This window comes from Caldicellulosiruptor kronotskyensis 2002 (assembly GCF_000166775.1).
Lineage (GTDB): Bacteria > Bacillota > Thermoanaerobacteria > Caldicellulosiruptorales > Caldicellulosiruptoraceae > Caldicellulosiruptor > Caldicellulosiruptor kronotskyensis.
In genome coordinates this window covers 875,520-899,279 of the sequence record NC_014720.1, presented here as the reverse complement: position 1 = coordinate 899,279, position 23,760 = coordinate 875,520, and the positions used below count along the sequence as shown (strand labels likewise).

General features: G+C 34.9%; 18 protein-coding genes. 2 read left to right on the top strand and 16 right to left on the bottom strand.

Features of this window, described 5'->3' with window-relative positions; genetic code table 11:
- Nucleotides 1-12 precede the first annotated feature (12 nt).
- The 16 genes from CALKRO_RS03790 to CALKRO_RS03715 form a co-directional block, all read right to left on the bottom strand.
- Complete coding sequence (locus CALKRO_RS03790) at nt 13-813, bottom strand: ABC transporter substrate-binding protein (protein ID WP_013429786.1); 801 nt, start codon at nt 811-813, stop codon at nt 13-15.
- A 103-nt stretch (nt 814-916) separates the two neighbouring features.
- Nucleotides 917-1,750: an S-layer homology domain-containing protein gene (locus CALKRO_RS03785; protein ID WP_013429785.1), complete on the bottom strand. Its 834-nt coding sequence runs from the start codon at nt 1,748-1,750 to the stop codon at nt 917-919.
- 36 nt (nt 1,751-1,786) lie between these two features.
- Nucleotides 1,787-5,392 carry a fibronectin type III domain-containing protein gene (locus tag CALKRO_RS03780; RefSeq protein ID WP_013429784.1) on the bottom strand — a complete coding sequence of 1,202 codons (3,606 nt, stop codon included), beginning with the start codon at nt 5,390-5,392 and terminating at the stop codon, nt 1,787-1,789.
- A 19-nt stretch (nt 5,393-5,411) separates the two neighbouring features.
- Nucleotides 5,412-9,209 (bottom strand): fibronectin type III domain-containing protein, encoded by a 3,798-nt coding sequence (locus tag CALKRO_RS03775; RefSeq protein ID WP_013429783.1) that lies wholly within the window; start codon nt 9,207-9,209, stop codon nt 5,412-5,414.
- Nucleotides 9,210-9,295: 86 nt separating this feature from the next.
- Nucleotides 9,296-10,453: a non-hydrolyzing UDP-N-acetylglucosamine 2-epimerase gene (gene wecB, locus CALKRO_RS03770; RefSeq protein ID WP_041741920.1), complete on the bottom strand. Its 1,158-nt coding sequence runs from the start codon at nt 10,451-10,453 to the stop codon at nt 9,296-9,298.
- 29 nt (nt 10,454-10,482) lie between these two features.
- Entirely contained in the window at nt 10,483-11,385 is a 903-nt protein-coding gene (locus CALKRO_RS03765; protein WP_013429781.1) for a radical SAM protein, read from the bottom strand.
- Nucleotides 11,386-11,403: 18 nt separating this feature from the next.
- The gene (locus tag CALKRO_RS03760) at nt 11,404-12,870 is read right to left on the bottom strand and encodes a coproporphyrinogen III oxidase (RefSeq protein WP_083789244.1); all 1,467 of its coding nucleotides are present in this window, start codon (nt 12,868-12,870) and stop codon (nt 11,404-11,406) included.
- Between the two features lie 56 nt (nt 12,871-12,926).
- A complete protein-coding gene (locus CALKRO_RS03755) occupies nt 12,927-13,523 on the bottom strand; it encodes an MBL fold metallo-hydrolase (RefSeq protein WP_013429779.1) in 597 nt (198 codons plus the stop codon).
- A 37-nt stretch (nt 13,524-13,560) separates the two neighbouring features.
- On the bottom strand, nt 13,561-14,010 hold the full coding sequence (gene dtd / locus CALKRO_RS03750; protein ID WP_013429778.1) for a D-aminoacyl-tRNA deacylase: 450 nt from the start codon (nt 14,008-14,010) through the stop codon (nt 13,561-13,563).
- A 6-nt stretch (nt 14,011-14,016) separates the two neighbouring features.
- Entirely contained in the window at nt 14,017-16,197 is a 2,181-nt protein-coding gene (locus CALKRO_RS03745) for a RelA/SpoT family protein (RefSeq protein WP_013429777.1), read from the bottom strand.
- 31 nt (nt 16,198-16,228) lie between these two features.
- Nucleotides 16,229-16,756, bottom strand: coding sequence for an adenine phosphoribosyltransferase (locus CALKRO_RS03740; protein ID WP_013429776.1), 528 nt, complete (start codon nt 16,754-16,756; stop codon nt 16,229-16,231).
- A 177-nt stretch (nt 16,757-16,933) separates the two neighbouring features.
- Nucleotides 16,934-17,626 (bottom strand): stage II sporulation protein R, encoded by a 693-nt coding sequence (locus CALKRO_RS03735; RefSeq protein WP_013429775.1) that lies wholly within the window; start codon nt 17,624-17,626, stop codon nt 16,934-16,936.
- Nucleotides 17,627-17,697: 71 nt separating this feature from the next.
- The gene (locus CALKRO_RS03730) at nt 17,698-18,993 is read right to left on the bottom strand and encodes a Ger(x)C family spore germination protein (protein ID WP_013429774.1); all 1,296 of its coding nucleotides are present in this window, start codon (nt 18,991-18,993) and stop codon (nt 17,698-17,700) included.
- On the bottom strand, nt 18,983-20,089 hold the full coding sequence (locus CALKRO_RS03725) for a GerAB/ArcD/ProY family transporter (protein ID WP_013429773.1): 1,107 nt from the start codon (nt 20,087-20,089) through the stop codon (nt 18,983-18,985). Before CALKRO_RS03725 ends, CALKRO_RS03730 begins: the two co-directional genes overlap by 11 nt.
- A complete protein-coding gene (locus tag CALKRO_RS03720; RefSeq protein ID WP_041741551.1) occupies nt 20,086-21,681 on the bottom strand; it encodes a spore germination protein in 1,596 nt (531 codons plus the stop codon). Before CALKRO_RS03720 ends, CALKRO_RS03725 begins: the two co-directional genes overlap by 4 nt.
- A 14-nt stretch (nt 21,682-21,695) precedes the next feature.
- Nucleotides 21,696-21,890, bottom strand: a complete 195-nt coding sequence (locus CALKRO_RS03715; RefSeq protein ID WP_013429771.1) for a CLC_0170 family protein — start codon at nt 21,888-21,890, stop codon at nt 21,696-21,698.
- A 129-nt stretch (nt 21,891-22,019) separates the two neighbouring features.
- Here CALKRO_RS03715 and CALKRO_RS03710 point away from each other — a divergent pair, with 129 nt between their 5' ends.
- Together CALKRO_RS03710 and CALKRO_RS03705 are read left to right on the top strand one after the other, a co-directional pair.
- Complete coding sequence (locus CALKRO_RS03710; protein ID WP_013402750.1) at nt 22,020-22,472, top strand: ACT domain-containing protein; 453 nt, start codon at nt 22,020-22,022, stop codon at nt 22,470-22,472.
- 29 nt (nt 22,473-22,501) lie between these two features.
- Entirely contained in the window at nt 22,502-23,758 is a 1,257-nt protein-coding gene (locus CALKRO_RS03705) for a homoserine dehydrogenase (RefSeq protein WP_013429770.1), read from the top strand.
- Nucleotides 23,759-23,760: the final 2 nt, after the last annotated feature.

Genomic DNA, 23,760 nt, shown 5'->3' with positions numbered 1-23,760 from the left:
GCCACCTCTATTTTATTTTGTTATGTCTTCTCCAAACCATTTTTCAGATATTTTCGCAATAGTCCCGTCCTTTTTTAACTGGTCTAAAATCTTTTGGATTTCATTGTACAGGTCCTTGTCCTCTTTTCTTAAAGCTATTCCCACAGGTTCTCTTTCAAGCTGTGCAGGTGCTATGTCAAACTTTTCAGGATTTTGTTTTTTATAATAGTAAGCAACAACACTGTCTATCACAACTGCTTTTATTCTCCCAATGTCAAGGTCGTTGAAAGCATCAGTTATTCTTTCGTATCGTGTGACATCCTTTTCATAGTTTATAAACTTCATCTTTTGAACAGCATTGTCACCTGTTGTGTTTGCTTGAACGCCTATCTTAATCCCTTTTAAATCTTCAAAATTTTTGATGGAGCTGTCACCCTTTTTCACAGCAATAACCTGACGAATGTAAAGATATGGCCCTGCTAAATTGAAAGCTTTCTTTCTCTCATCTGTTATACTAAAGCATGAAATAATTGCATCAAACTTTTTGGATTTTAATGCGCTCTGGATTCCACTCCAGTCAACAGCAACAATCTTTAGCTTTGCACCAAGCTTTTTTGCTATTTCGTTTGCTAAGTCTACATCAAATCCCACTGTGTTGTTGTTATCATCAGTAAATTCCATTGGTGGAAATGTGTTGTCCATACCAACAACAAACTCTTTGGTCTTTTTTATCTTTTCTAAGGTTGTCATGTTTTGGTCATTTGAAGCACATCCGCTTAGAAACGGAATGAAAAGAGCTATTAATAAAACCAATGCTAAGGCTTTTTTATACATTTATAAATATCCCCTTTCGTTGATTTAATTTATAAACATACCTTAATAATTATACATCTATTTTGAATTTTATCAATATCAAAATTATGCAAAGTTACTGTTTCTATTTAAATACAGCCTTGCTCAAAATGTATGCAACCCACTCTCTTGTTGCAAAACTATTTAATTTTAAACCTTTTATCTCGTCGGCATTTATAAGTCGATTGTCCACAAAAGCATTTATATACTGATTCGCCCACGACTTATAATCATTTTTTGAGGTAGATTTAAGTTTAAGATACCTTGCCAAAATTGCAAATGCCTGCTCATACGTAACTCCATCGTTTGGCTTGAAAACGAGCCTATTTTGTTTATCTTTTATCCCTGTGATAATTCCCATCTTATAAAGAGTTTCTATCTCAGATTTTGCCCAGCAGTTTTGAATATCTGAAAAAGAATACTTTTTGATGTTCTTTTCTATTTTTATATCAAATACATTTACAAAAAACTTTACAAACTCCTGACGGGTAACAATATTTTTCGGTCTAAAAGTACCATCTTTATATCCATCAATCTTTCCAATACTTGCAAGATATAAAATATGGTCTTTGTATGGTGAATTTTTAATGTCACTAAACAGCAAAGAACCATCAGAAGGCATAAGAATTACTCTAACCGGCAGGATAAACATGCTCTGCGGAATCAAAACCGAATTTGACTCAGACGAAAAAGTTTTTTTGTCAGAAAAATAAACTGTTAGCTGTCTATCTGAATCTCTTGTAAATCCCTTTACATAGTAGCTCTTGTTTGTCTTTGAATATAGCACAACTTGCATATTGTTCGTTCCATTAACGTAGTATTCAACCCTACAAAATACATCTGCTGCAAAAATTTTTTGTTGCCATAAAATGACTGCCGCTAAAATCAAACAAATTAGAGCTTTTTGAAAACCTTTCATCTTGCTTTATCACCTTCTTGTCAACAATATTTTTTATTACATACTTGAAACAACGTAATAGAAAAAGGCTAAAACATATTCTCTTGTGGCTGTTTCTTTGGGATTGAAGGTAACATAATCAAAAAGCCAACCCATCTTGTATGCTTTTTTCAATGACAAAATATATTTGTCGCTGGCAGAAAGTTTTGTCCATGTAACATTGTCTGCTGAGATTTCATTGCCAGTGTAAATCTCATAAAACTTTACTATCATATCTACAGCAGCTTCTTTTGTCAGAAAAGAATTGTCCTGAGTATTTTCAATTAGTCCTGCCTTGTACGCTTTTTTAATATACTCATCAATTATCTCAAACCTGTAGAGTCTCTTCTTCTCTGCAAAATATACCAAAAAAGAGGCAAGTTCCTGTTTTGACACAGCGTTTTTTATTCCTATTGTATCGCTTGTATCATCGCTGGCAATAGTCTTAAAAAGATTGTAAAGTTTTGTTGCATAGCTGCTTGAAATTATATCTCTGTAAAAGCCTTTTCTTACAATCACAACTGCCTGAGGTGTTTGCAAATTAAAGGTCACACTTTTATTGTCACTTGCAAACACAGCGTTTTCTGGTTCTTTCCAAGAAAGAGAGGTCAAATCAAAAACATATGGTATCGCAGCAGACCACGGCTCTCTGTTTATGAGTGAAATTTTAATTGGCATTGGAAAATATGATATTCCAATCTGCTTTGTCAGGCTTGAAGCTGTGTATCTGATATCATACACTTCAGAGATAGCATCTTTAACGTTATATTTGTCAGATGCTCTTATAAATATCAGTTCAGTATAAATACTTGAGGGTGATACGCCAGACACTGTCAGTTTATTTATGTCGCTACTGTCGATGGAAGCAAAATTGAACTGCGAAGACGCTCCATCTAATGTGACAAAGCAATCTTTATTGAGCTTAACAAGTGCTTTTAAAACATCGTATCTTATTTTTATCACAAACTGAAAAATAGATGAACTTGTTCTCTTTGTAAAATCAATTAAAACAGGCTTTGAGTCCAAAGACTCATTGACATATCTATAGGTAATCTCTATTATCATCCTGCCACTTGCAGGGTCCTCTACTGTCACAAATGGCGGAGTTGTGTCCTGTACAGTATCAAACACACCTGTGTACTCGCTCACATCCTTTTTGGTTACAAAAGAGATAATTTCAGTTGACTGGGATAGCTGACCGTCAGAAGCTATAGCAAAAAGTCTTGCCCAGTACCTTGTGTTGGGTTTCAAGCCTGTTACTTTATACTCTGTCGCATCTGTGTCGGTTGTGTATTTCTGGGAGTTTGAAAATGAAATATTGTCAGCTATCTCTATGACATATTTTCTTCCTGTCTCGGCAATCTCCCAAACAAAAATGGCATAATCCTTTCCATACTCTTTTATACCAAAAGCAATTGGTGTTTTTGGAGGTGGTACCTTTTGTGTCCTGGCAAAAACAGGACTGCTAAACTCTGAATACACTTTCTGATTGTCTTTGATTATATATGCTCTTACCCTAAAATAGTAAAGAGTATCAGGTTTCAAGTTTTGAACTGTGAAATAACAAAGGCCGGTGGTGTAATCAACCTCTTTTATAGATGGTTTAAAACTGTCAGATACAACCTGCCAGGCATTTGCGTTTTTGATGTCTTCTGATACCTGAATTTCAAAATATACATTCTCTATGTAGCTCCATGAAAGCAGGGCAGAGTTATACGTTGTTGTCACAACGTTCAAATTTTCAACAACTGGAACAGTAGGAGGCAGCGGCACTTTATACTTTATTAGCGTTGTTGCCATTACAACATTAGATGGTAGTGAATAATAAACGCTACTGTCAATCTTTCTCACCGCTCTTACAAAAAATACATACCTTGTGTTTGGCAAAAGACTGCTTACCCTGAAAACTATCTTGCCCGTTTGATCTACCTGATAGTCAGAAAGTATTATCTTTTGAAAACCTGTTATATCAAGATTTTCTGGATTAGTAATATCCATTCCATCCTGGTACACTGCATAGTTGACCTCATAAAAGATGCTCCTGTCCACAGTCGGTGGCTGGACACCTGCAATATTTATAGGCTGCCATGACAAAATTACAGAGTCGTAAGTTGTATACACAACAGACAAAAGGGTTGGAGTGGTTGGCGGAGTTATGTCGCCTGACAGTGTATATGAAATTGTCAAAGCAGGGGTTGATTCCTTGTAAATGTATGTCCCCTGTTCATAATCATAAAACCTCTTCTTCACCACAACCTTCAAAACATAAACAGTGTTTTTTTCAAGACCTGTGATGTCAAACCTATAATATCCTGTGGGAAGATTGTTCTCATCCTTTTCCTCATCAGAACTTTTCATCTGATAATTGGATACATAGAGAGAAAAATCAGCATTGCTATCCGAATACTTTTTGTAATAAAAATCATACACAACCTCTTTGTCGGTTGGTATTTTGAACCGCAAAGAGATTGTATCTTGAGATTTTGGGAAAGCTGTTAAATTTTCTGCTGCAGGTGGTGCAAAAGGCAGTGTATATGGATGAACATACAGGTCTTTTGACCTGATAGACACCTTTCTGCCGAAACTATCAAAGACATCAACCTGTATCCTGAAAAATACATCGTCTGTTAAGCTCACAACAGCAAAAAACTCGTTTGCCGAAACCGTACCAATCAAAGTAGGTATCTGGTCTTTGCTACCTTTGTAAATCTCATAGTCATTCTCAGCTATTGACACTTTTGCCCATCTGAGCCACACAACATTGTCAGCAATCCTCTGAGCCTCTGCCTGAATGTATGTTGCCGCCTCACCAATTACCCTAATATTTGGTGGTGTGTATGTCTGTGGGTCACGCCAGATTACCTCTTGAGGCAAATTTCTCGGTAAAACTTTTACATAGTAAAGGCTGCTTGGCGAAAGTCCTGCTGCTGTATATTTGAGTTTCCTGCCCGGCAGAATTTCAACTCTTCCACCCGGTTTTTGGCTTTGAAGAAGGGTTATCCTGTCACCATCAATCTGATACTTTGTTGGTGTTGTAAAACTTATGTCCTTTGATAAATATATGTCATAATCTATTCTCTTGCCAGAATAGTAAACATCGTCCCAGACTATGTCAATGGCATCTTCAGCATTTGTATAACATTCAACAAAGATAGGTGTCAAAAACATAATAGTGTTTGAATATGAAGAGTAATAAACAACACTTCCCGTCTGCTCCTGCAAAACCCTCACACTTCTTATCTTGGCATAAAAAATTGTCCCGCTTGGAATCTTTTGCCCGTTTGGAAGACTTTGAACCTTATAGGTATAGCTCCCGTTTGAGCCTGTGAGGTTTGGGTCGTTTTTGTATATGGTATATCCATAAGGAAATCTTGTAGGGTCATCACCAAGATACAGCTCAAAGTAATCAAAGTCAGAATAACTGTATTGCCAAGAAAAATAAAGTGTTATAGTTCCATCCTGAGCTACTTCCATCCTCGGAAGATTATTTACAACTGCTATATTCAAACCCTGAGGTGCAGGAAGAACAATTGCAGGCTGTGCTATTAGATTTTGGGGAACCAAAGCAATCAAAAAAGATATTAAAAGGAAAATCGAAACTACTTTAATTGCGATGGATTTCATCTTGTCACTCACCCATTTTTTAATATTTCAAAATCTTTTCAAGATTAACTATATAGTGAACAAACTCATCAAGCTTTATTGTCTCATAAGGGTCAAAATCGTTATCTACAATCCCAAGCGACATCATAGCAAGGATAAACTTTTTGTACCTCCCATCGGGCACAAAGCTTGTTGACTTTGTAATAACAACGTTGTCAATCGAAGATGATGTCTTCTGTTCATACACCCTCGCCAGGATATATATCGCTTCTTGCCTTGTCAGATTCCCGTTTCTGACTTTATCAACATCAATACCAAATACTCTTGTTATAAGTTTGGTTGCATAATCCTGTGAAAGGTTCTTATTAAAGTCATTGTAAAGTTCATTTAAGTTGTATTTTTGAACAACATATGCTATATCATCTTTGTACTTGCTGAGAGTGTAACTTGACACAGTCTGAGTTTTCAGCACTCCAAATGTGCCAGGCTTTTCAACATTAAAAGTTATACTGTTTGAAAGACTGTCAGTTGAAAAACTGGTTACAAAGCTGCTATTCGAAAAATCATATACAGCCCTTGTTTGGTTTGCTTGACCAGACAAACTTGCAAGCTTCAATGTAATATTCACAGGTTTTGCAAAGCTTGATACAACTTGTTCATCATTTTGGTAATATCTGGCAGTTACCTTAAATGTCATCACATCAGAGTCAATGTCATACCCATATGAAGGTGGCAAAACAGAAACTGAAGAAAGTTCTATTAAAATCATCACCAATCCTTTGTCAATTCCATATCTTTTTGAAATATTTTCAATTTCAGAAACATTCAAAGCACCCGGTGGAAGTTTTAACATACTACTTTTGTATCTCAAAACAAAATTCTTCTGCAACTTCTCAAGCGCATCTGCTACCTTGTATGAAAACAAAACCTGCCCTTTAGCAGAAGAATAAAGAGCTTTTGTAAAGTCTATAACAAACTCGTTCGAATTGATTCGCTGAATTTCATCCAATGCGTTTTGGTCATTGATATAAAGATAGTACTTATCAGAACTATTTTCAAGTACAATAGTAACCTGTTTCTGATTTTGAATATCCCTTATTCTGTTTTGTTCTTCTTCTTTGAGCTTTTGCTGCTGATTTTCAAAGTCGCTCTGGTTAAAAACTGTTCTCGCTAAAACCTCTGCAAAAATTGAAACCTTTCCACTTGGAATATGAATGCTTCTTACTCTGATATAATACAATGTATTGGAGCTTAAATTACCAATGTAATATTTATATACAGCAACTTTTGACGACACTATAGAAACTGGCGAAATCGAACCAGAATATACCAAACTATACACAGTGGTATTTTCTTGTCTTATAAAAATCTGATAACCATAATTTGGATTGCCATTCCATTGAATTGTTAGTCCATGTCCACTCGAATCTCTTGATATTATCATCAAATTTTCAGGCTTTTCAATTGATGATGTTGTCACGGCAATGCTTCCCCAAAGCGACTCTCTGCCATTTTCTATAGCTTTTATAGAAAAATAGTATAGTGTGTTTGGAGCAAGGTTTTTAAATGTCACCGGAGTTGTGACATCAATATATATCTTTGCACCAACAGGCGAGTTTTGCGAATATACGTCATACACAACCTGTTCAACCACAAAAGCTGAATCAGATACCTGCCTGTAGATTTCAACCTTTTGCCTGAGTATTTTAACAAAGTAATCCTTGACCTCGTCTATACTGAGGTTATTGCTATCTAAAGGTTTTGAAGTTTGCAAAATGACATATGACTGACCCGGTTTTGTATCCCATCTGAGTTTAACAGAGGTTTGTGTTACAGCATCATCCTCAGGTGCAATCATGAAATTTTTAGGAATCTCTGGCTGTGAAATAGTAGGTGGCACCTGTTGAGGTTTTGTTAAAGCAACATATGCCTTACTAAATTCTGAAAGATAGTCTTTGTCAAGATAAACTCTTACTTTAAATCTGATATAATAAGGAGTATTACTTTTGAGGTTTGATATATCAATGTAATTTGAAATATTCTCTGATGGCAGCTCAAAATAAATCTTCACATTCTTTTCGTCCCAAGATGACTCACAAACATATACCTGATAGTATACCTTTTCGGAGACTGTAAGATTCCCAGAAAAATAAGCTGATTGCGACACATAATCCACTACAGCTTGATGAACTCTTGATAACAGGTCGTCCTGATACACATAAATTCTTATACCTGTCTCAGAAGTCACAATTTGTCTTACAAAATTGTCATCAACAGGTGGCACGTTTAAAATGGCAACAGGTTTTGTTGTCCCAACAAATATAAGTGAAAAATCAGACTTTTTCTGGTTAGTAGTATTTATTATTCTAATCTTGAAATAGTAAACTGTATTTGGTAGAAGATTTGATATTTTATATCTATACCTTGTGCCATCTAAAATTAAATCACTTGGCAAAAAACCATCTGTGTTTGGGTCATATGAAGAAGTAGTGTACACAAGCTTGTACACAGTAGGATTTCCACTTGCATCAAGAACATCTTTATATTCTGTTGAAATCCAAATCTGATATACATAACTTGAGTCGTCTGAAACTGGTTTATCAAACGAAACCTCAATCTCTGTCTGTGAAATAGTTTCAGCTCTGCAGTTTTTAGGTGTTGGTGGAATATCACCAAGCTCTGTAACAGAAACTTTTATGAGAGCAGAAGGAATTCGTGTACCATCTGCAAAAATGGCTTCTACTCTTATGTAATAGTATTTTGTGGTCATAGAAAGACCAGGAATGTATGCTTCGTTCTGGTTATATGAGGTTGTTGCAAATATGTTTTGTGGTGGAAGGTTGTCCCTCGGAAGCTCATTCGCGCTTGTCGCATAATATGCACGATATCTTATCTCATCTTGTTTGTAGTTTCCAGGGTCAACACCTCGCCACTGAACTCTTACTAAAGCTAAAGTCTTCCCATCTTTTTCTATCTCACCTATCTTTGCAGCACTGACCTGCATAAGCGTAGGACATGCAATGTTTGTAAGAGGCTTGTAAATCACTTTTGTACTATCCATTTTCGGATTCATAAGAATGTAATACATCGTACCTGGCACAAGTTCATATGTGTCAATTCCGTCATACTTGTCATAAACAGTCATATTTACTGTTTGGTTGATTTCCTGCGCAAATTGCTGAACACCTTCTTTATAAAGCTTTATAGGAATTGTAATATTGTTTTCCTTTTGATACTTGTAAATTTCATTTGTATTATTATCAACATAATACTGATTAGCATCTGATGCTGTTTGGCTTTTTCCTACAAAAATGTTGTAACCCCTAAATCCAATGTCTGGTTGAAAATCATCCGATACATTGATTTTGTTAAAGGTTATTAAAAGTTTTGGATGTTCACCGCCTGAGCCAAGAGGTACATCCTCTTCTTTTTCTGGGTCTGGTTCTGGCTGAGCATAAAGTTTAAACTCTGTTATAACATAAATTGATTGCGAAGTTATAATCTGTTCATCTTCATTTTTGGCAACTACAGTTATTTTATACACTGTGGCGCTTTTGAGCCCTGTTATATCGCAGTATGTATTCTGGGTTACCGTTTGAAAATCTACCTGGGAATTTGAAAATGCAGCGTAAACTTCATATAATACTGCATCTTCAATGGGATTCCATATTATAGAAATAGAATTTCTTGTTATTTTATAAACTCCACTATTATCTCTTTGCACAGTTATATTCAAAGATGTTGAAAGGGTTTGTGAAAATGATTGAATGTTAAAGTTGGAAAATAAAAATGAAATCAAAATTAAAATAGAAACCACTCTTTTTATGTTTTTAAACATTTTTTATCCCACCTTAAAACACACTTAGAATTTGTGTTTTTCAAAGATATAATCGGCAACAAATTGCCATTTTTAAAGCACATTTCTTACACAAACTTATCGCTTCCACAAAATTCCTCAGGTTTTTTACTGCTTTTCCCAAAATAAAATAAAAGTGCTTCTTTTATTCTTTTTGAGGCATTTCCATCACCATAAGGGTTTATAGCTTTTGCCATCTTAAGATACTCTTCTTCATCTGTTAAGAGTTTTGTAACAATCTGAATTATCCTTTCTTTCTGTGTCCCTGCAACTACAACTGTGTTTGCTAAAACAGCTTCTGGTCTTTCTGTTGTGTCGCGCAGAACAACTACGGGTTTCCCCAAAGACGGTGCTTCTTCCTGAAGCCCACCAGAGTCTGTTAAAACCAAATAACTTCTTGCAATGAGATTGTGCATATCATCAACATCAATCGGATTAATCAATTTTATCCTTGGATTATCTTTTAAAATCTTGTGAGCAACATTTTTGACATTAGGATTTAGATGTACAGGATATACAAAAACTACATCGTCAAACTCATTTGCAATTGTCAGGACAGCCTCAAAAATATTCTCAAGCGGTTTCCCAAAGTTTTCTCTTCTGTGGGCAGTGAGTAGAATTATCCTTTTTGAAAACTCTATATTGTTTAGGCTTTCTTCCTTGAAAACATAATCTGACTTAACAGTAATTTTGAGTGCATCAATCACTGTGTTACCTGTTACAAAGATGGTTTCTTCTTTTACACCTTCTGCCATCAAATTTAACTTCGCCTTTTTTGTGGGGGCAAAATGAAGGTCGCACAGCGCTGCCGTGAGCTTTCTGTTCATCTCTTCTGGAAAAGGTGAATATTTGTTATATGTTCTCAAACCCGCCTCAACATGTCCTACCTTTGTTTTAAAATAAAAACTTGCAAGTGCTGATGCAAATGTGGTTGTTGTGTCGCCATGGACAAGCACAATGTCTGGTCTTTCTTTCTCCAAAACCTTTTCAAATCTCAAAAGCACATCAGAAGTTATAGAAAATAAGCTTTGGTTGTATTTCATTATGTCAAGGTCATAATCAGGCTTTATATCAAAAATCTCAAGTACCTGGTCAAGCATCTGTCTGTGCTGTGCTGTGACACATACTTTAACATCAAAATTAGAATCTTCCTGTAATTCTTTTACAAGCGGTGCCATTTTTATTGCCTCAGGTCTTGTCCCAAACACAATAAGTGTCTTTATCATTTTTAAGTGCCCTTCCTCTCTTGTAATTTTCATATGTCTTCTAAGTCAAATTCGGAGATGTATTTGTCTGTTGCCACTTCTTTGTCCTGAATGTATCCATAGTCAAGACCATTTTCGAGCGCAAAGTTGACAACCTTCTGATATTCTCTTGTTGTAATCCTTCTTGAAATTTCTTTGAATTCCTTTGCTTTGTACATTGGATAATACTGGCTCATAAGGCTCAGCATAACTTTGCCTTTCAAGTTATCCTTAATCCAGCTCAAAACCTTTATAGAATCATTTGCGTGCATTGGAAGTACCAAATGGCGAATTATAACACCTCTTTTCATTATACCATTTTCTATTACAACATCTCCAACAAGTTCAAACATTTTTAATATTGACTTTGAGGCAAATTCAAAATACTGAGGAGCATTGGAGTATTTTTGGGCAATTTCATCATCAAAATATTTAAGGTCTGGCAAGAATATATCCACATATCCTTTCAAGAGCTCTATGGTCTCTGGTTTTTCATACGAAGATGTGTTGTACACAATGGGAACTCTAAGACCATTTTTCCTTGCAATATCAATTGCCTCAATTATATATGGAACATAAATGGTTGGCGTCACAAGGTTAATATTATGAGCACTTTTTGCCTGAAGGTTTAAAAAGATAGTAGCAAGTTTATTTACATCTATGAATGCTCCAAACCTCATCTGGCTTATCTCGTAATTTTGGCAAAATACACAGCCCATATTGCACCCAGAAAAAAATACTGTGCCAGACCCGTTTTTGCCCGAGATACATGGTTCTTCCCAAAAATGCAAAAAAGCTTTGGCAACCTTTATACCACCTGCAATTTTACAAAAACCACTCTCACCTTCAATACGATTTACACCACATTCGCGCGGACATATTCTGCAGCTTTTTAAAAGCTGTTGGGAAAGCAAAAAGTCACTCCCCTTTTTTCAAATATCAACATTCAGAATCCTTGAAATGTAAAGCTTTATGTCAGCAGGATTAAAAACTCTTTCTATCCTGTCTCCTTCATACACAAACTTTGACACAGCTTTTGCGCCACATGCATAGATATTATGTTTTTCCTGCATTATCATCACATTGTAAAGCCCTTCAAATCCCCTTTTGCAGTATCCAACATTCTCAAAATTTCCTATCATATTTTTCTGCCTATACATGTAATATGGGATATAACCGTGTTCTTCTAAAACATATTGTGTCCAGTCAAGAAGGTTGTTTACAGTCTCTTCATCCATAAATTTATATTCATTCCATTTGAATCTCAAAAGGCTTGCCCTTTTTATTGAAAGTGTGTGAACGGTAATTGAAGCAGGTGAAAGTTTTAAAACATCATCAATTGTCTTTTTATAATCATTTTCATTCTCACCAGGAAGCCCTAAAATCACATCACTGTTTATATTATTAAAACCATATTCCTGCGTCAATGCAAATGCCTTTTTTATGTCCTCAAATGTGTGATTCCTGCCTATTATTTTCAAAGTGTTGTCATTCGAAGTTTGAGGGTTTATACAAAGCCTGATATTTAAATATCGATTAAGCTCAGCTAAATACTCCAATAAATCTTCGCTAATTGTATCGGGTCTTCCTGCTTCAAATGTAATCTCTTGAATACAGTTTTTTTCAAGGTTATCAAACAGATTTGTGAAAATCTTTTTTATATTTTCTATCCCTAACACTGCAGGACTTCCACCGCCAAAATAGATTGCAACAATTCTATTTTTATTTTCATCTATTTTCTGATATGTCTTTTCAAGTTCACAGATAATGCTATCTGTATACATTCCTAATAAACTTTTTATCTGCCTTGTCATCTCGTGGCATGAAAAAGAACAGTAAAGACACTTAGTCGGGCATATTGGAATACCTATGTACAAACAAGCTGAAGAAGGCTCAAGTTTATTCAAAATGTTAATTTCATTCCTTGCAACCCTTAAAAGAAGCTTTGATTTTTTATCAGAAATATAATATCCTTCTTGCAGGAACTTGTATATCTCTTCCTCTTTCAATCCCTGTTCCAACAAGGGGTAGACAATCTTTGTGGGTCTTATTCCTGTTAAGATCCCCCATGGAAGATCTTTTTTTGTCTCCTGTCTTAAAAGGTCATAAAGGTTTCTTCCAAATATCCTCTTTGACTCGTGTTCATCATACACAAGAATAAAATCTTTTTGAATTGTTTTATCCCGTGTTTGGAGTTTTAAAAATACTCTCATTTCTTCAAAATACGCCTCAAGATGAATGTCTCCGCCATGACCAAATTTTACCTCCGCACCAGGGTAAAATGCCCTTATTATATGCTGAAAATCATATAAAAACTTTTGACTGTTAGAAAAATATGTTATTTTCAAATTGTGCTCTACCCCTTTTGTAAAAAATGATTTTTCGCACAATATTCGCACAATAAAAATAAAAAACTTATAGCATTATTTTGTGCTATAAGTTAAAAATGTATTTATTAAAAGTTTTTCAGCTCATCACTAATGGTTGTTGGCACACCGTGACCTGGATAAACTTTTGTATTCCTTGGAAGAGTCAATAGCTTTTCTTTTATTGACTTATATATCATATCTTGATTCCCAAGCGGAAGATCAGCCCTGCCATATGAGTCTTTAAATAACGTGTCCCCTGAAAACAAAATATTATCAGACAAAAAACAGCTCGAACCAGGTGTGTGTCCAGGTGTATGTAATACTTTCAATGAAAAATCAGTAAATTCAAACACATCTCCGTCTTCAAAATATCCATCACATATCATCTTTATCTCCGAACCAATAAGGTACGAAAGGTTATATACTGGATTTAACAATACTTCTTTTTCTTCTCGGTGCGCGTAAACTGGAAGCTTAAACCTCTGCTTCAGATAGCAGCAGCCCAAAAAATGGTCAAAATGTCCATGCGTCAAAAGTATAGCTCGTGGAATAAGGTCATTTTCAACAATAATGTTTTCAATTTTTGTTGCATCATCTCCCGGGTCAATAATGACAACCTCTTTTTTTCCAAATACATAACAGTTTGTCACCACATCCCCAACCTCAATGCATTTAAAAAACATCAAATTTTTACCCCCTCTACTTTTTCAAAAAATCTGATCAGAAAATCTTCTTACTGTCGAGTAAAACTGTCACAGGCCCGTCATTTAATATACTTACCTCCATGTGTGCTTGAAAAACTCCACATTCAACCTTTCGTACTTTCTGTTTGAGCTTTTCAACAAAATAGTTATACAACCTCTCTGCCTTTTCTTTTTCTGCTGCAAACATGAAATTTGGTCTTCTTCCCTTTCTTGCATCGCCCATTACTGTAAAGTTTGAGATAACTAAAACTTCACCACCTATATCCATCAAAGAAAGGTTAAACTTCGAGGTTTCATCCTCAAATATTCTAAGGTTTGCAACCTTTTCACAAAGATAATCAGCATCCTCTTCTGTGTCATCCTGTGCAACCCCAACAAGCAAACAAAGACCTCTTTGAATTCTTCCAACCTCTTTGCCGTCAACTATTACAAAAGCTTCCTTTACTCTTTGAACGACAGCTCTCAATGTCTTTTAGCCTCCTTTTACACGCTGGACCTCAAATACACTGTCAATCTTCCTCAGCTTTCTTATAATCTTCTCAAGCTGCTCTGTTGAACTTATTTCAACAGTAAGATTGATATTGGCAATCCTATCTCGTGTGGTCCTTCCCTGGATAGCCTTAACCGAAATCTTGTTCTCACCAAGCAAGTTTGTGATATCCATAAGTATTCCTGTCCTATCATTTGCAAGAACGTTGATTGTAGCGTCAAACTTTGCATCTTTCGTAACGTTCCACTCAGCCTCAACAATCCTCTCTGGCTCTTTTAAATACTGTTCAACATTTGGACAGTCACGCCTGTGGATTGAAACGCCTCTTCCCCTTGTGATGTATCCTATAACTTTATCGCCAGGTACCGGGTTACAACATTTTGCAAACCTCACAAGAACATTTTCAACACCTTTTACAAGTATTCCGTTATTTGAAGAAGTTTTCGCAGGTTTTGGCTTTTCAATCTGAAATTCTTTTTGCTCATCTTCTTTAATGTATTTTTTTATCTCTTCTTTTATCCTCAGTGCTATTTTAGTAGCTGTAATACCACCATACCCAAGTGCAGCAAACATGTCCTCAGGGGTTCTATAGCCATATCTTTGCGAAACCGTCTGCAGCACATCCTCTTTTAGAGCAAATTGTAAAGGAAGGTTGAGTTTTTTGAGTTCCTTTTCCAATATATCTTTGCCTTTTTGAATATTCTCTTCTTTTCTCTCTTTTTTAAACCATGCGTTTATTTTGCTCTTTGCCTGAGGACTTTTGACAATCTTGAGCCAGTCCTGGCTTGGACCATGGACATTGGGTGATGTAATAATCTCAACAATATCACCATTTTTAAGCTCATAATCAATGGGAACAAGTTTGCCGTTTACTTTTGCACCTGCCATCTTGTTGCCTATCTCACTGTGAATTGCATATGCAAAGTCTATCGGCGTTGAACCCTGTGGTAGACTTATAACATCGCCTTTCGGAGTAAATACAAAAACCTCATCAGAAAACAGGTTTATTTTTAACGACTCCATAAACTCTTTTGCATCTTTGAGCTCTTTCTGCCACTCCAGAAGTTCTCTAAGCCAAGCAAACTTCTCATCTTCATCAGTTGATTTAATTCTTCCTTCTTTGTACTTCCAGTGAGCAGCAATACCATACTCGGCTGTCCTATGCATATCAAATGTTCTTATCTGTACTTCAAAAGGCTCACCTTCAGGTCCTATCACGGTTGTGTGAAGTGACTGGTACATGTTCGGTTTTGGCATTGCAATGTAGTCTTTAAACCTGCCAGGCATGGGTTTGAACAATGTATGAATTATTCCCAGAACTCCATAACAATCTTTTACTGAATTTACAATGATTCTAATAGCAAAAAGGTCATAAATCTCCTCTAAAGTTTTACCTTGCTCTTTCATTTTACGATAGATGCTGTAAAAATGCTTCGGTCGTCCGTCTATCTGACCAACCTCAATATTTGCCTCTTTAAGTTTTTCTGAGATAAGCGAAATAATCCTCTTTATATACTCTTCTCTTTCTACCCTCTTTTTTGCAATCTTTTCAACAAGGTCATAATATCCCTCAGGGTCAAGATAGCGCAGTGACAAATCTTCAAGCTCCCACTTTATTTTTGAAATTCCAAGCCTATGAGCAAGCGGAGCATATATGTCAATTGTTTCCTGAGCTTTTTGTCTCTGTTTTTCAGGTGGAAGATACTTTAAGGTTCGCATATTGTGGAGCCTATCTGCAAGTTTTATCAAAATCACCCTTATATCCTTCGCCATCGCAATGAGCATTTTTCGATAGTTTTCTACCTGTCTCTCAAGTTTACTGGTAAATTCAAGTTTGCCAAGTTTTGTGACACCATCCACAAGCTCAGCTATTTCCTTTCCAAACTCTCTCTCTACATCTTCTAAAGACGCAGAAGTATCCTCCACAACATCATGCAACAGTCCTGCAACAATTGATGGAATATCAAGTTCTAAATCTGCTAAAATTAATGCAACCTCAAGAGGATGCAATATATATGGTTCGCCAGAGTTTCTTGACTGTCCATCATGATGCTTTTGTGCAAATTCAAATGCTTTTTTAATAAGATTTATATCTTCTTCTGATGCATACTTTTTTACCCTTTCTATAAGCTCATTTAACTTGTCGCTCAAATCTAAATTCACCTCGATGGACCTCTATTTAGGTCCACTTGTTTTATATCAAAGAAGATTCAAACTGTACAACAGACCTGACGTCGTATCCTTTTAAATTCTCTCTTCCACCCAAGTATGTGAGTTCAACAAGGTATGCAATACCCACAACCTCACCACCAAGTTTCTCAACAAGCTTTATATTTGAAAGTGTTGTGCCTCCTGTTGCCAAAAGGTCGTCAATTATCACAACCTTCTGACCAGGTTTTATAGCATCAATGTGCATCTCAAGTACATCTTTTCCATATTCAAGCTCATATTCAACAGAGACTGTTTTGTAAGGAAGTTTACCTTTTTTTCTAACAAGAACAAGCCCTTTGTTCAGCACATACGCAACAGGTGCTCCAAATATAAAACCTCTCGATTCTGGTCCAACAATAAGTTCAAAGTCAAGGTCTTTAACCAAATTTACTAAAGAGTCTATAGCGTATTTGAACGCGTCCTTGTCCTGCAAAACTGTTGTTATGTCAATAAAATCTATACCCTCTTTGGGAAAGTTCAAAACATGTCTGAATTTCTCTTTCAAGTTCATTAAATCTTCCTCCTATTACTTTGAGATTTTTGATTATTACGTTATTAAGTATATCAAAAAATACTATATTTTTTAAATACTCTAAATGTCAAAAAATAAAAAGCTCCTTCAGCAAGCTTACAAAAAGCTTTGCCAAAAGAGCTTTCCGAAATACTATATAATACTGTAATCTGAATTCTATATACTTCTAAAGATTCGTTTAAACCATGCCTCTTTGTAAAATTTTGTTTTTAAAATCTCATATATTTTGAGTCTCAGCTTTACAGGCATCTTATCTATGCTTCCATAACTTGTTGCAATCAAATACTCTTTTCTGGAAAGTGAACTTTTGAGCTCTTTTTTAGCCTCAGTTGGAAGCTCTAACTTTGCCTCGTCTACTATGCAAAGAGGCGGAAATATAACACACCACCAGTTCTTTCCTTTACCATCGCCTATAAAAACTCTAACACAGTCATATATGCCAGAGGGAAAAAGAAAATTGCTATAAACCCTATTTGGAAACAGATCTCTTTGAATACTTACCTTCACATCATAATTTTTTCCTCTTTCCTTTATAGCTTTCTCAATGTAATCTTCAATCTGCAACTTTTTATTACTGATTTCTTTTATAACCTCATATTTACTCTTTGAAAAATCAATATTTCTTGATAAAAATTCTATAAGTTTATCCCGCACATAAATTTTTAGTTTCTGGTCTTCTTTTGAGTTACTGTTTGCTAAGATATGAAGTCTTAAAACTGATTTTGATAGATTTCTTTGTAAACCATCAATTTGTTCAAAGCTCAAATATCCATAAATTATTGTAAATATTATTATCGAAAAAATTGTAGGCAAAATATAATGTTTAGAAAAGAAAAATCTTTTTGACATATATTTTTACCTCTCTCAGTTTTATTTCTATTTTTAGCATTTACTCTAAAAACACTTTTTATACACAAAAATTAAAATACTGTTCCACTTCTTCGAAGTCTCACATCCGGTATGACTTCTATTTTAATTTTCTTTAGCTCAGTATCCCAGTTTTTCTTTAGCTTTTCCCATTCTTTTGGTCTGTGTTTAGATATGAAATCACCTATTGCCAATACATCTGCATTGTATTTTACATTTAACATATAACATAGTTGTTGTGACCTTTGTTTTATTATTCTATTCAGTTCAGTTTGTATATACCTTCTCATAGGATCATCCAAAACTTTATAATCACTTTTGAAAACAAATTCAGTAACTTCTCCTTCTATCCTTAAGTTATATATAATCCATAATTTACCTTTATTTTTCTTTATTTTTTTCTTTACCTGTATCTCTGTTGTCACAAACGGAATATAGGAAGATTTGTATTTTAAATCGTCAATAAATGTATGCTTAGCTTTTCCCATCAGAAGCTTATAGACTTGAAGCTGCTTTTCATCCATCCACCCTACAAATTTAAAGTTTTTAAATACAGCGGCACCAGCTATTTTCAATGTTTCAATTCCAGGCTCTACTCTTGAGATAACTGCACAGTTTGAATTTATAAAACTATTTACAACTTGACTCAATGGGGTATCAATAACCCTACCATAAATTGAAGCGCTTTTTGATATCTCAAAAAGATGAATACCAGTTACAGGTTGGACAAGTGGCATGGTATTAAGGATATCCCTTGCTGTTGTTTCAGAAACAAGTAAAAATGTGTTCTGTGGAATATCACTTTCTCTATTAAGTCCATCTAAAGCCTCTCTTACAAGTGCAGGGTCTTTAGCAAGGTCTTTCCCAAAAACAACCACTTTTAAATATCCATAATATAGCCTTTTGTTTATCTCTCTCTCAAGATAGTTTCTAATTCCAACAACATTATTTGTAGGTCTTACAAATAAAAATCTCATTTGTTCATCTGGCTTTGAATCCTTTCCTATAGTTCTGAGGTTTGGGAAAAGTACTGTCACTGCAAACTTGTATTGATTTTTACTACTTGGAAGAGGGGGTTTTACCTTTCTTTTTGTTTGCGGGTCAATACCCTTCTGGTTAGTCTTTATATCTGGCTTTTTTTGTTCTGGAGAAAATTTTTGAGTGTTTCTGTCAAGATTAATATATTCACTTGTTTCGTACTTGTTCAAATCACTTGGGTCATATTTGTCAACACCAAGTGCAAGAATGTAACCTCTGTCTTCTATCTCAACCCTATCCCAGCAACCTGACAAAAAAAGTATTGAAAAAATAATTAAAGTACCTAATACTACTTTTTTGCTATGTTTCATATTTTTTCACCTTCTTTTTGATTAAGAGAGTAATGAGAGTTATTAAAGGTAATAACAATACAACAAAAAATGCAAAAAAGTAGCTAAAATAATCCATAAATTTTTGTGTCTCTGCTATATTTTGTGGTATCAATGATAATATATAAATAAATGGCAGCTGAATGAATACAAAGAAATTATGTTCTTTCGTGTTAAAAATTCTTGCCAAAATCAACCCTGTTGTCATTAAAAATATAATCTCTGTGGTGTAGGTTGTAATCATCCATAAGGAAACAACAATACTTTCAGGTCTTTCAATAACTATTTCCAAAACTGTCACATCTCTAAAAAGATTTAGTGTCGGCCATACCATGGTTTGTACTACTTTTGAACCAAAATCAGCTGTCGCAAAGATTACTATAACCTCGTAGAGCAAAATCGTAACAAGAAATCCAAAAAAAGCACTCTTGATTAGCTTGTCCTTTCGCCTCACATATGGCATAAAAAATAAAAATACTTCAAAACCAAGAAAGCTAAAAATTGTTGTACCAATACCCTTAATAAGTTTTGTAAAAGGAATGTTTAAAACAGGAAGAAGATTTGAAAAGTCAAGTCTTTGGTATACAAAAAAGCTCAAAACAATAATTATAAGCACAATCCCCGGCATTAAAACTTCACACATGCGTGCAATTACTTCTATTCCATATCTTGAAATATAAGCACAAGTAAAAAGAAATGAAATAATCAAAACTTCATTCGGTGTGAGTGTAAATAAAAATTCCTTGGCTGTCTCTGCAATAAGCCTTGTTTCAAAAGCAGAAAATATTACAAAGTAAACTACATATATAAATGAAAGTACAGTTCCTAAAATCTTCCCAAACGCTTTATTTAAAAGTTCAATAATAGTCAAATCAGGGTTTATCATAGTAACTCTAAATATTAGAAGAAAAACTAAAAAAGATAATATTCCACCAAGCACCACAACAAACCATCCATTTTGTTCTGATGCTTTTGCAACAGACGCAGGCATAAACATTATACCAATTCCTATCATGACAGATACCAACAACACAAAACACTGGAAACTGGAAATTTTGTCATTGTCGTTTATTATCATCTTTTATCTTCACCTGCCGATGCATAATCTGGGGTTCTTTCATAAAGCATCCTTATTTTTTGCTGAGTTGAGGCAAATATTGGTCTTGACCAAAGATATCTTGTTGGAAGTCTTACAATAGCGTCCTTGTAATCCAAAATCTCAAATGAGACAAAAGGTGATAAATATGGAATTCCAAAACTTTTTGTTTTTACTAAATTACCAATAATTATTAAGCTCAATAGTATGAATCCATAAAGTCCCAAAGCGGCGCAGACAAGAATATAAACAAATTTAAAAAGCCTTAGGGAAATAGAAAAATTATATGCCGGGATAGCAAACGATGCAATTGCAGTTGTTGCAACAAGTATGACCATTATAGGCGAAATAATTCCTGCTTGCACAGCAGCTTGACCTATTATAAGCCCACCTACAATGCCTATTGTCTGTCCTATTGGTCCTGGAAGTCTCAAGCCTGCTTCTCTTAGAAGTTCAAGCATAAACTCCAAAAAAAGTGCTTCTAAAAATACTGGTATTGGCACACCTTCTCTTGTGGCTGCAATAAACAGACCTAAGTCAGGTGGTATCATACTTGGGGTAAATGAGGATATCGATATATAAAACCCTTGTAATGTCATGGCTAATACTGCTGCAAAAACCCTTAAAATTCGTATAACTGTTGCAATATGCCATCTTTCATAGTAATCCTCAGAATGTTGTATAAATGTAGCAAATGTCGCGGGAACAATAAGTGCTAAGTTTGTATTGTCAGTTAAAATTACAATCCTTCCTTCATAAAGAGCAGCAACTGCTGTATCAACTCTTTCTGTGTGTTGAATTGTTGGGAATAAGCAAAATATGTCATCTTCTATAAGTTGTTCTATCATGCCAGACTCCATTATTGCATCAATATCAATTTTTGAAAGTCTTTGGTTTACCTCATTTAAAATGTCCCTGTCCACAATGTCATCTACATATATAAGATACACATCAGTTTTCGACCTTCTTCCCAGTTTTAAATTCTTTACCCTAAGCCTTGTATCCCTTACTCTTCTTCGGATAAGAGCTGTCGAAAATCTCACAACCTCATTAAAACTATCTCGAGGTCCTCTTACTGCATTTTCAGATATTGGTTGTTGAATTCCTCTATTTGGAAAATTACGTGTTGAAATTCTAATTATTTTGTCAGATTTGTCAATAAATAGAAGCGTCTCTCCACATAAAAGGTCTAAAATAGCATCTTTAAAACTTGTTACCTCTTTAATATCAGATGTAGCAAGAAGGGTATTTAGTATCTTACTGTAGGCTTCATTCTGAGAAATATTTTTATCAAATAATTGTACCTCTACCATAAGATGCTTTATCACATCTCTGTCTATAATTTCTCTATTAACAAGCCCATCGATAAACACAGTTGCACATTTTATATCAGCTGCAAAAAATTCTCTTATAACAATATCATCATTATCATTGAGTACCTCTCTTAAATAATTTAGATTATCATCAATAGATATATAAATTTTTTCCTGCGCGCAAATATATTCCTTTGTCTCTTTCTTTTGGCTATTTCTAACCCTTTCCTTTCTTCGCTTTATTATCTCAATAAACCCCATTACTCTCACCACTTTCAGATAAAAACTCTTATTATAAACATCAAAACTCCTATAGCTATCAAAATTACTGCTGTTGTTTTAGCAAGCTTGACTTCTCTTTGTAAATTTTTTGATTTTAACTCTTTTAAGTCAAGTACAAGTATTAAGATACCACTGAGCACAAACATCAAAATGCTATATTTCGTTATTATATCTGAAAGCTTTATCATCTTATCCATATTCTCCTTTCTAAAAGTTAATATGCAAAATAAATTTTATTTTTATACTTGAATTTTTTAAAAGCATATGTTAAAATCCATTCCATAAAAACATTTGTCTTTTATAGGTGAACAACAATTATGTTAAAGAAAGATGCCACGTACTATATAGTTGAAGAAAGTGTTCTGCCAGAAGTCTTTTTGAAAGTTGTCAAGGCAAAAGAGCTATTAGAAAAGGGTGAAGTGAAAGCTGTAAACGAAGCTGTAAAGATGGTGGGTATTTCAAGAAGTGCTTTTTACAAATACAAAGACTGTATATTCCCCTTTTTTGAAAGCTCCCGTGGCAAGATTATAACTCTTGCTCTTGTTTTAAAAGACATTCCTGGGATTTTGTCAAAGATATTAAACATTATTTCTGAGACAAATGCAAACATTCTTACAATCAATCAAAACATCCCTCTTGGCGGGATTGCAACTGTCTCAATTTCTATCAGAACATCAGGGATGACAAAGTCTGTTAAAGATTTGATCCTTGAGATTGAAAAGGTTGATGGTGTTAAAAAGATTGAGATTTTGGGAAGAGAAGAGTACTAAAAAGGTTTTGAAAAAGGAGGGAAGCTAAAGTGGCAAAGGTTGCAATAATGGGATTTGGTGTTGTTGGATCAGGCGTTTGGGAAGTTTTGACGAAAAATGCATCATCAATTGCAAAAAGAGCAGGGGAAGAAATATCAGTAAAATACATTCTTGACATTCGCGATTTTCCTGACCATCCCGCAAAAGATTTGATGATAAAAGATTTTGATATTATATTGAACGACCCCGAAGTTTCAATTGTTGTTGAGACAATAGGCGGGCTTGAACCTGCATACACTTATACAAAAAAGCTTCTTTTAAACGGGAAACACGTTGTAACATCCAACAAGGAACTTGTTGCAAGGCACGGTCCTGAACTTTTAAAGATTGCAAAGGAAAACAATATAAACTACTTTTTTGAAGCAAGTGTTGGTGGCGGAATACCCATTATAAGACCTCTTCAAAACTGCTTGGCAGGAAATCAAATTACAGAGATTGCAGGAATTTTAAATGGTACAACAAACTATATTCTCACTCAGATGAAAAAGTATTCACTTTCGTTTGAAGATGCTCTAAAAGAAGCTCAGGAAAAAGGATACGCAGAAAGAAACCCAAGCAATGATATAGAGGGTCATGACGCGTGCAGAAAGATTGCAATCCTCTCATCTATTGCATACTCTCATTATGTAAACTATGAAAGCATTTACACAGAAGGGATATCAAAGATAACAAAAGAAGATATGGAGTATGCTGAAGAGCTTGGCTGCACAATAAAGCTCATTGCAATGAGCAAAAAGATTGATGACAAAAGAGTGTTTGCAAGAGTTTCGCCCCTTATGATATCTTACAAAAGCCCGTTTGCAAACGTGGATGACGTGTTCAATGCAATTCTGGTAAAAGGCGATGCAATTGGTGATGTGATGTTCTATGGCCAAGGTGCTGGAAAGCTTCCAACAGCAAGCGCTGTTGTTGGCGACATCATAGACATTGTTAAACACATTGACAAGTCTTATGTCTACACATGGGCAATCTCAGGGGACATTGAAGTTGTGGACATTGAAAATACATCCTGCAGATTCTTTGTAAGAGTCAAATACAAAGACTACACCAAGGCAAAAGATGCTGTTTCTCTCATATTCAATGACTGCATGATAGTAAACACACATAGACCAATAGGCACAAACGAATTTGCGTTTGTGACACATGAGTTGAAAGAAAGTGAGTTCAGAGAAAAGATTTCTCAGCTTGAAAAGATTTCTGTTGTAGAAAAGGTCTTATCTATTGTTAGATACGATGAAAATATATAAGC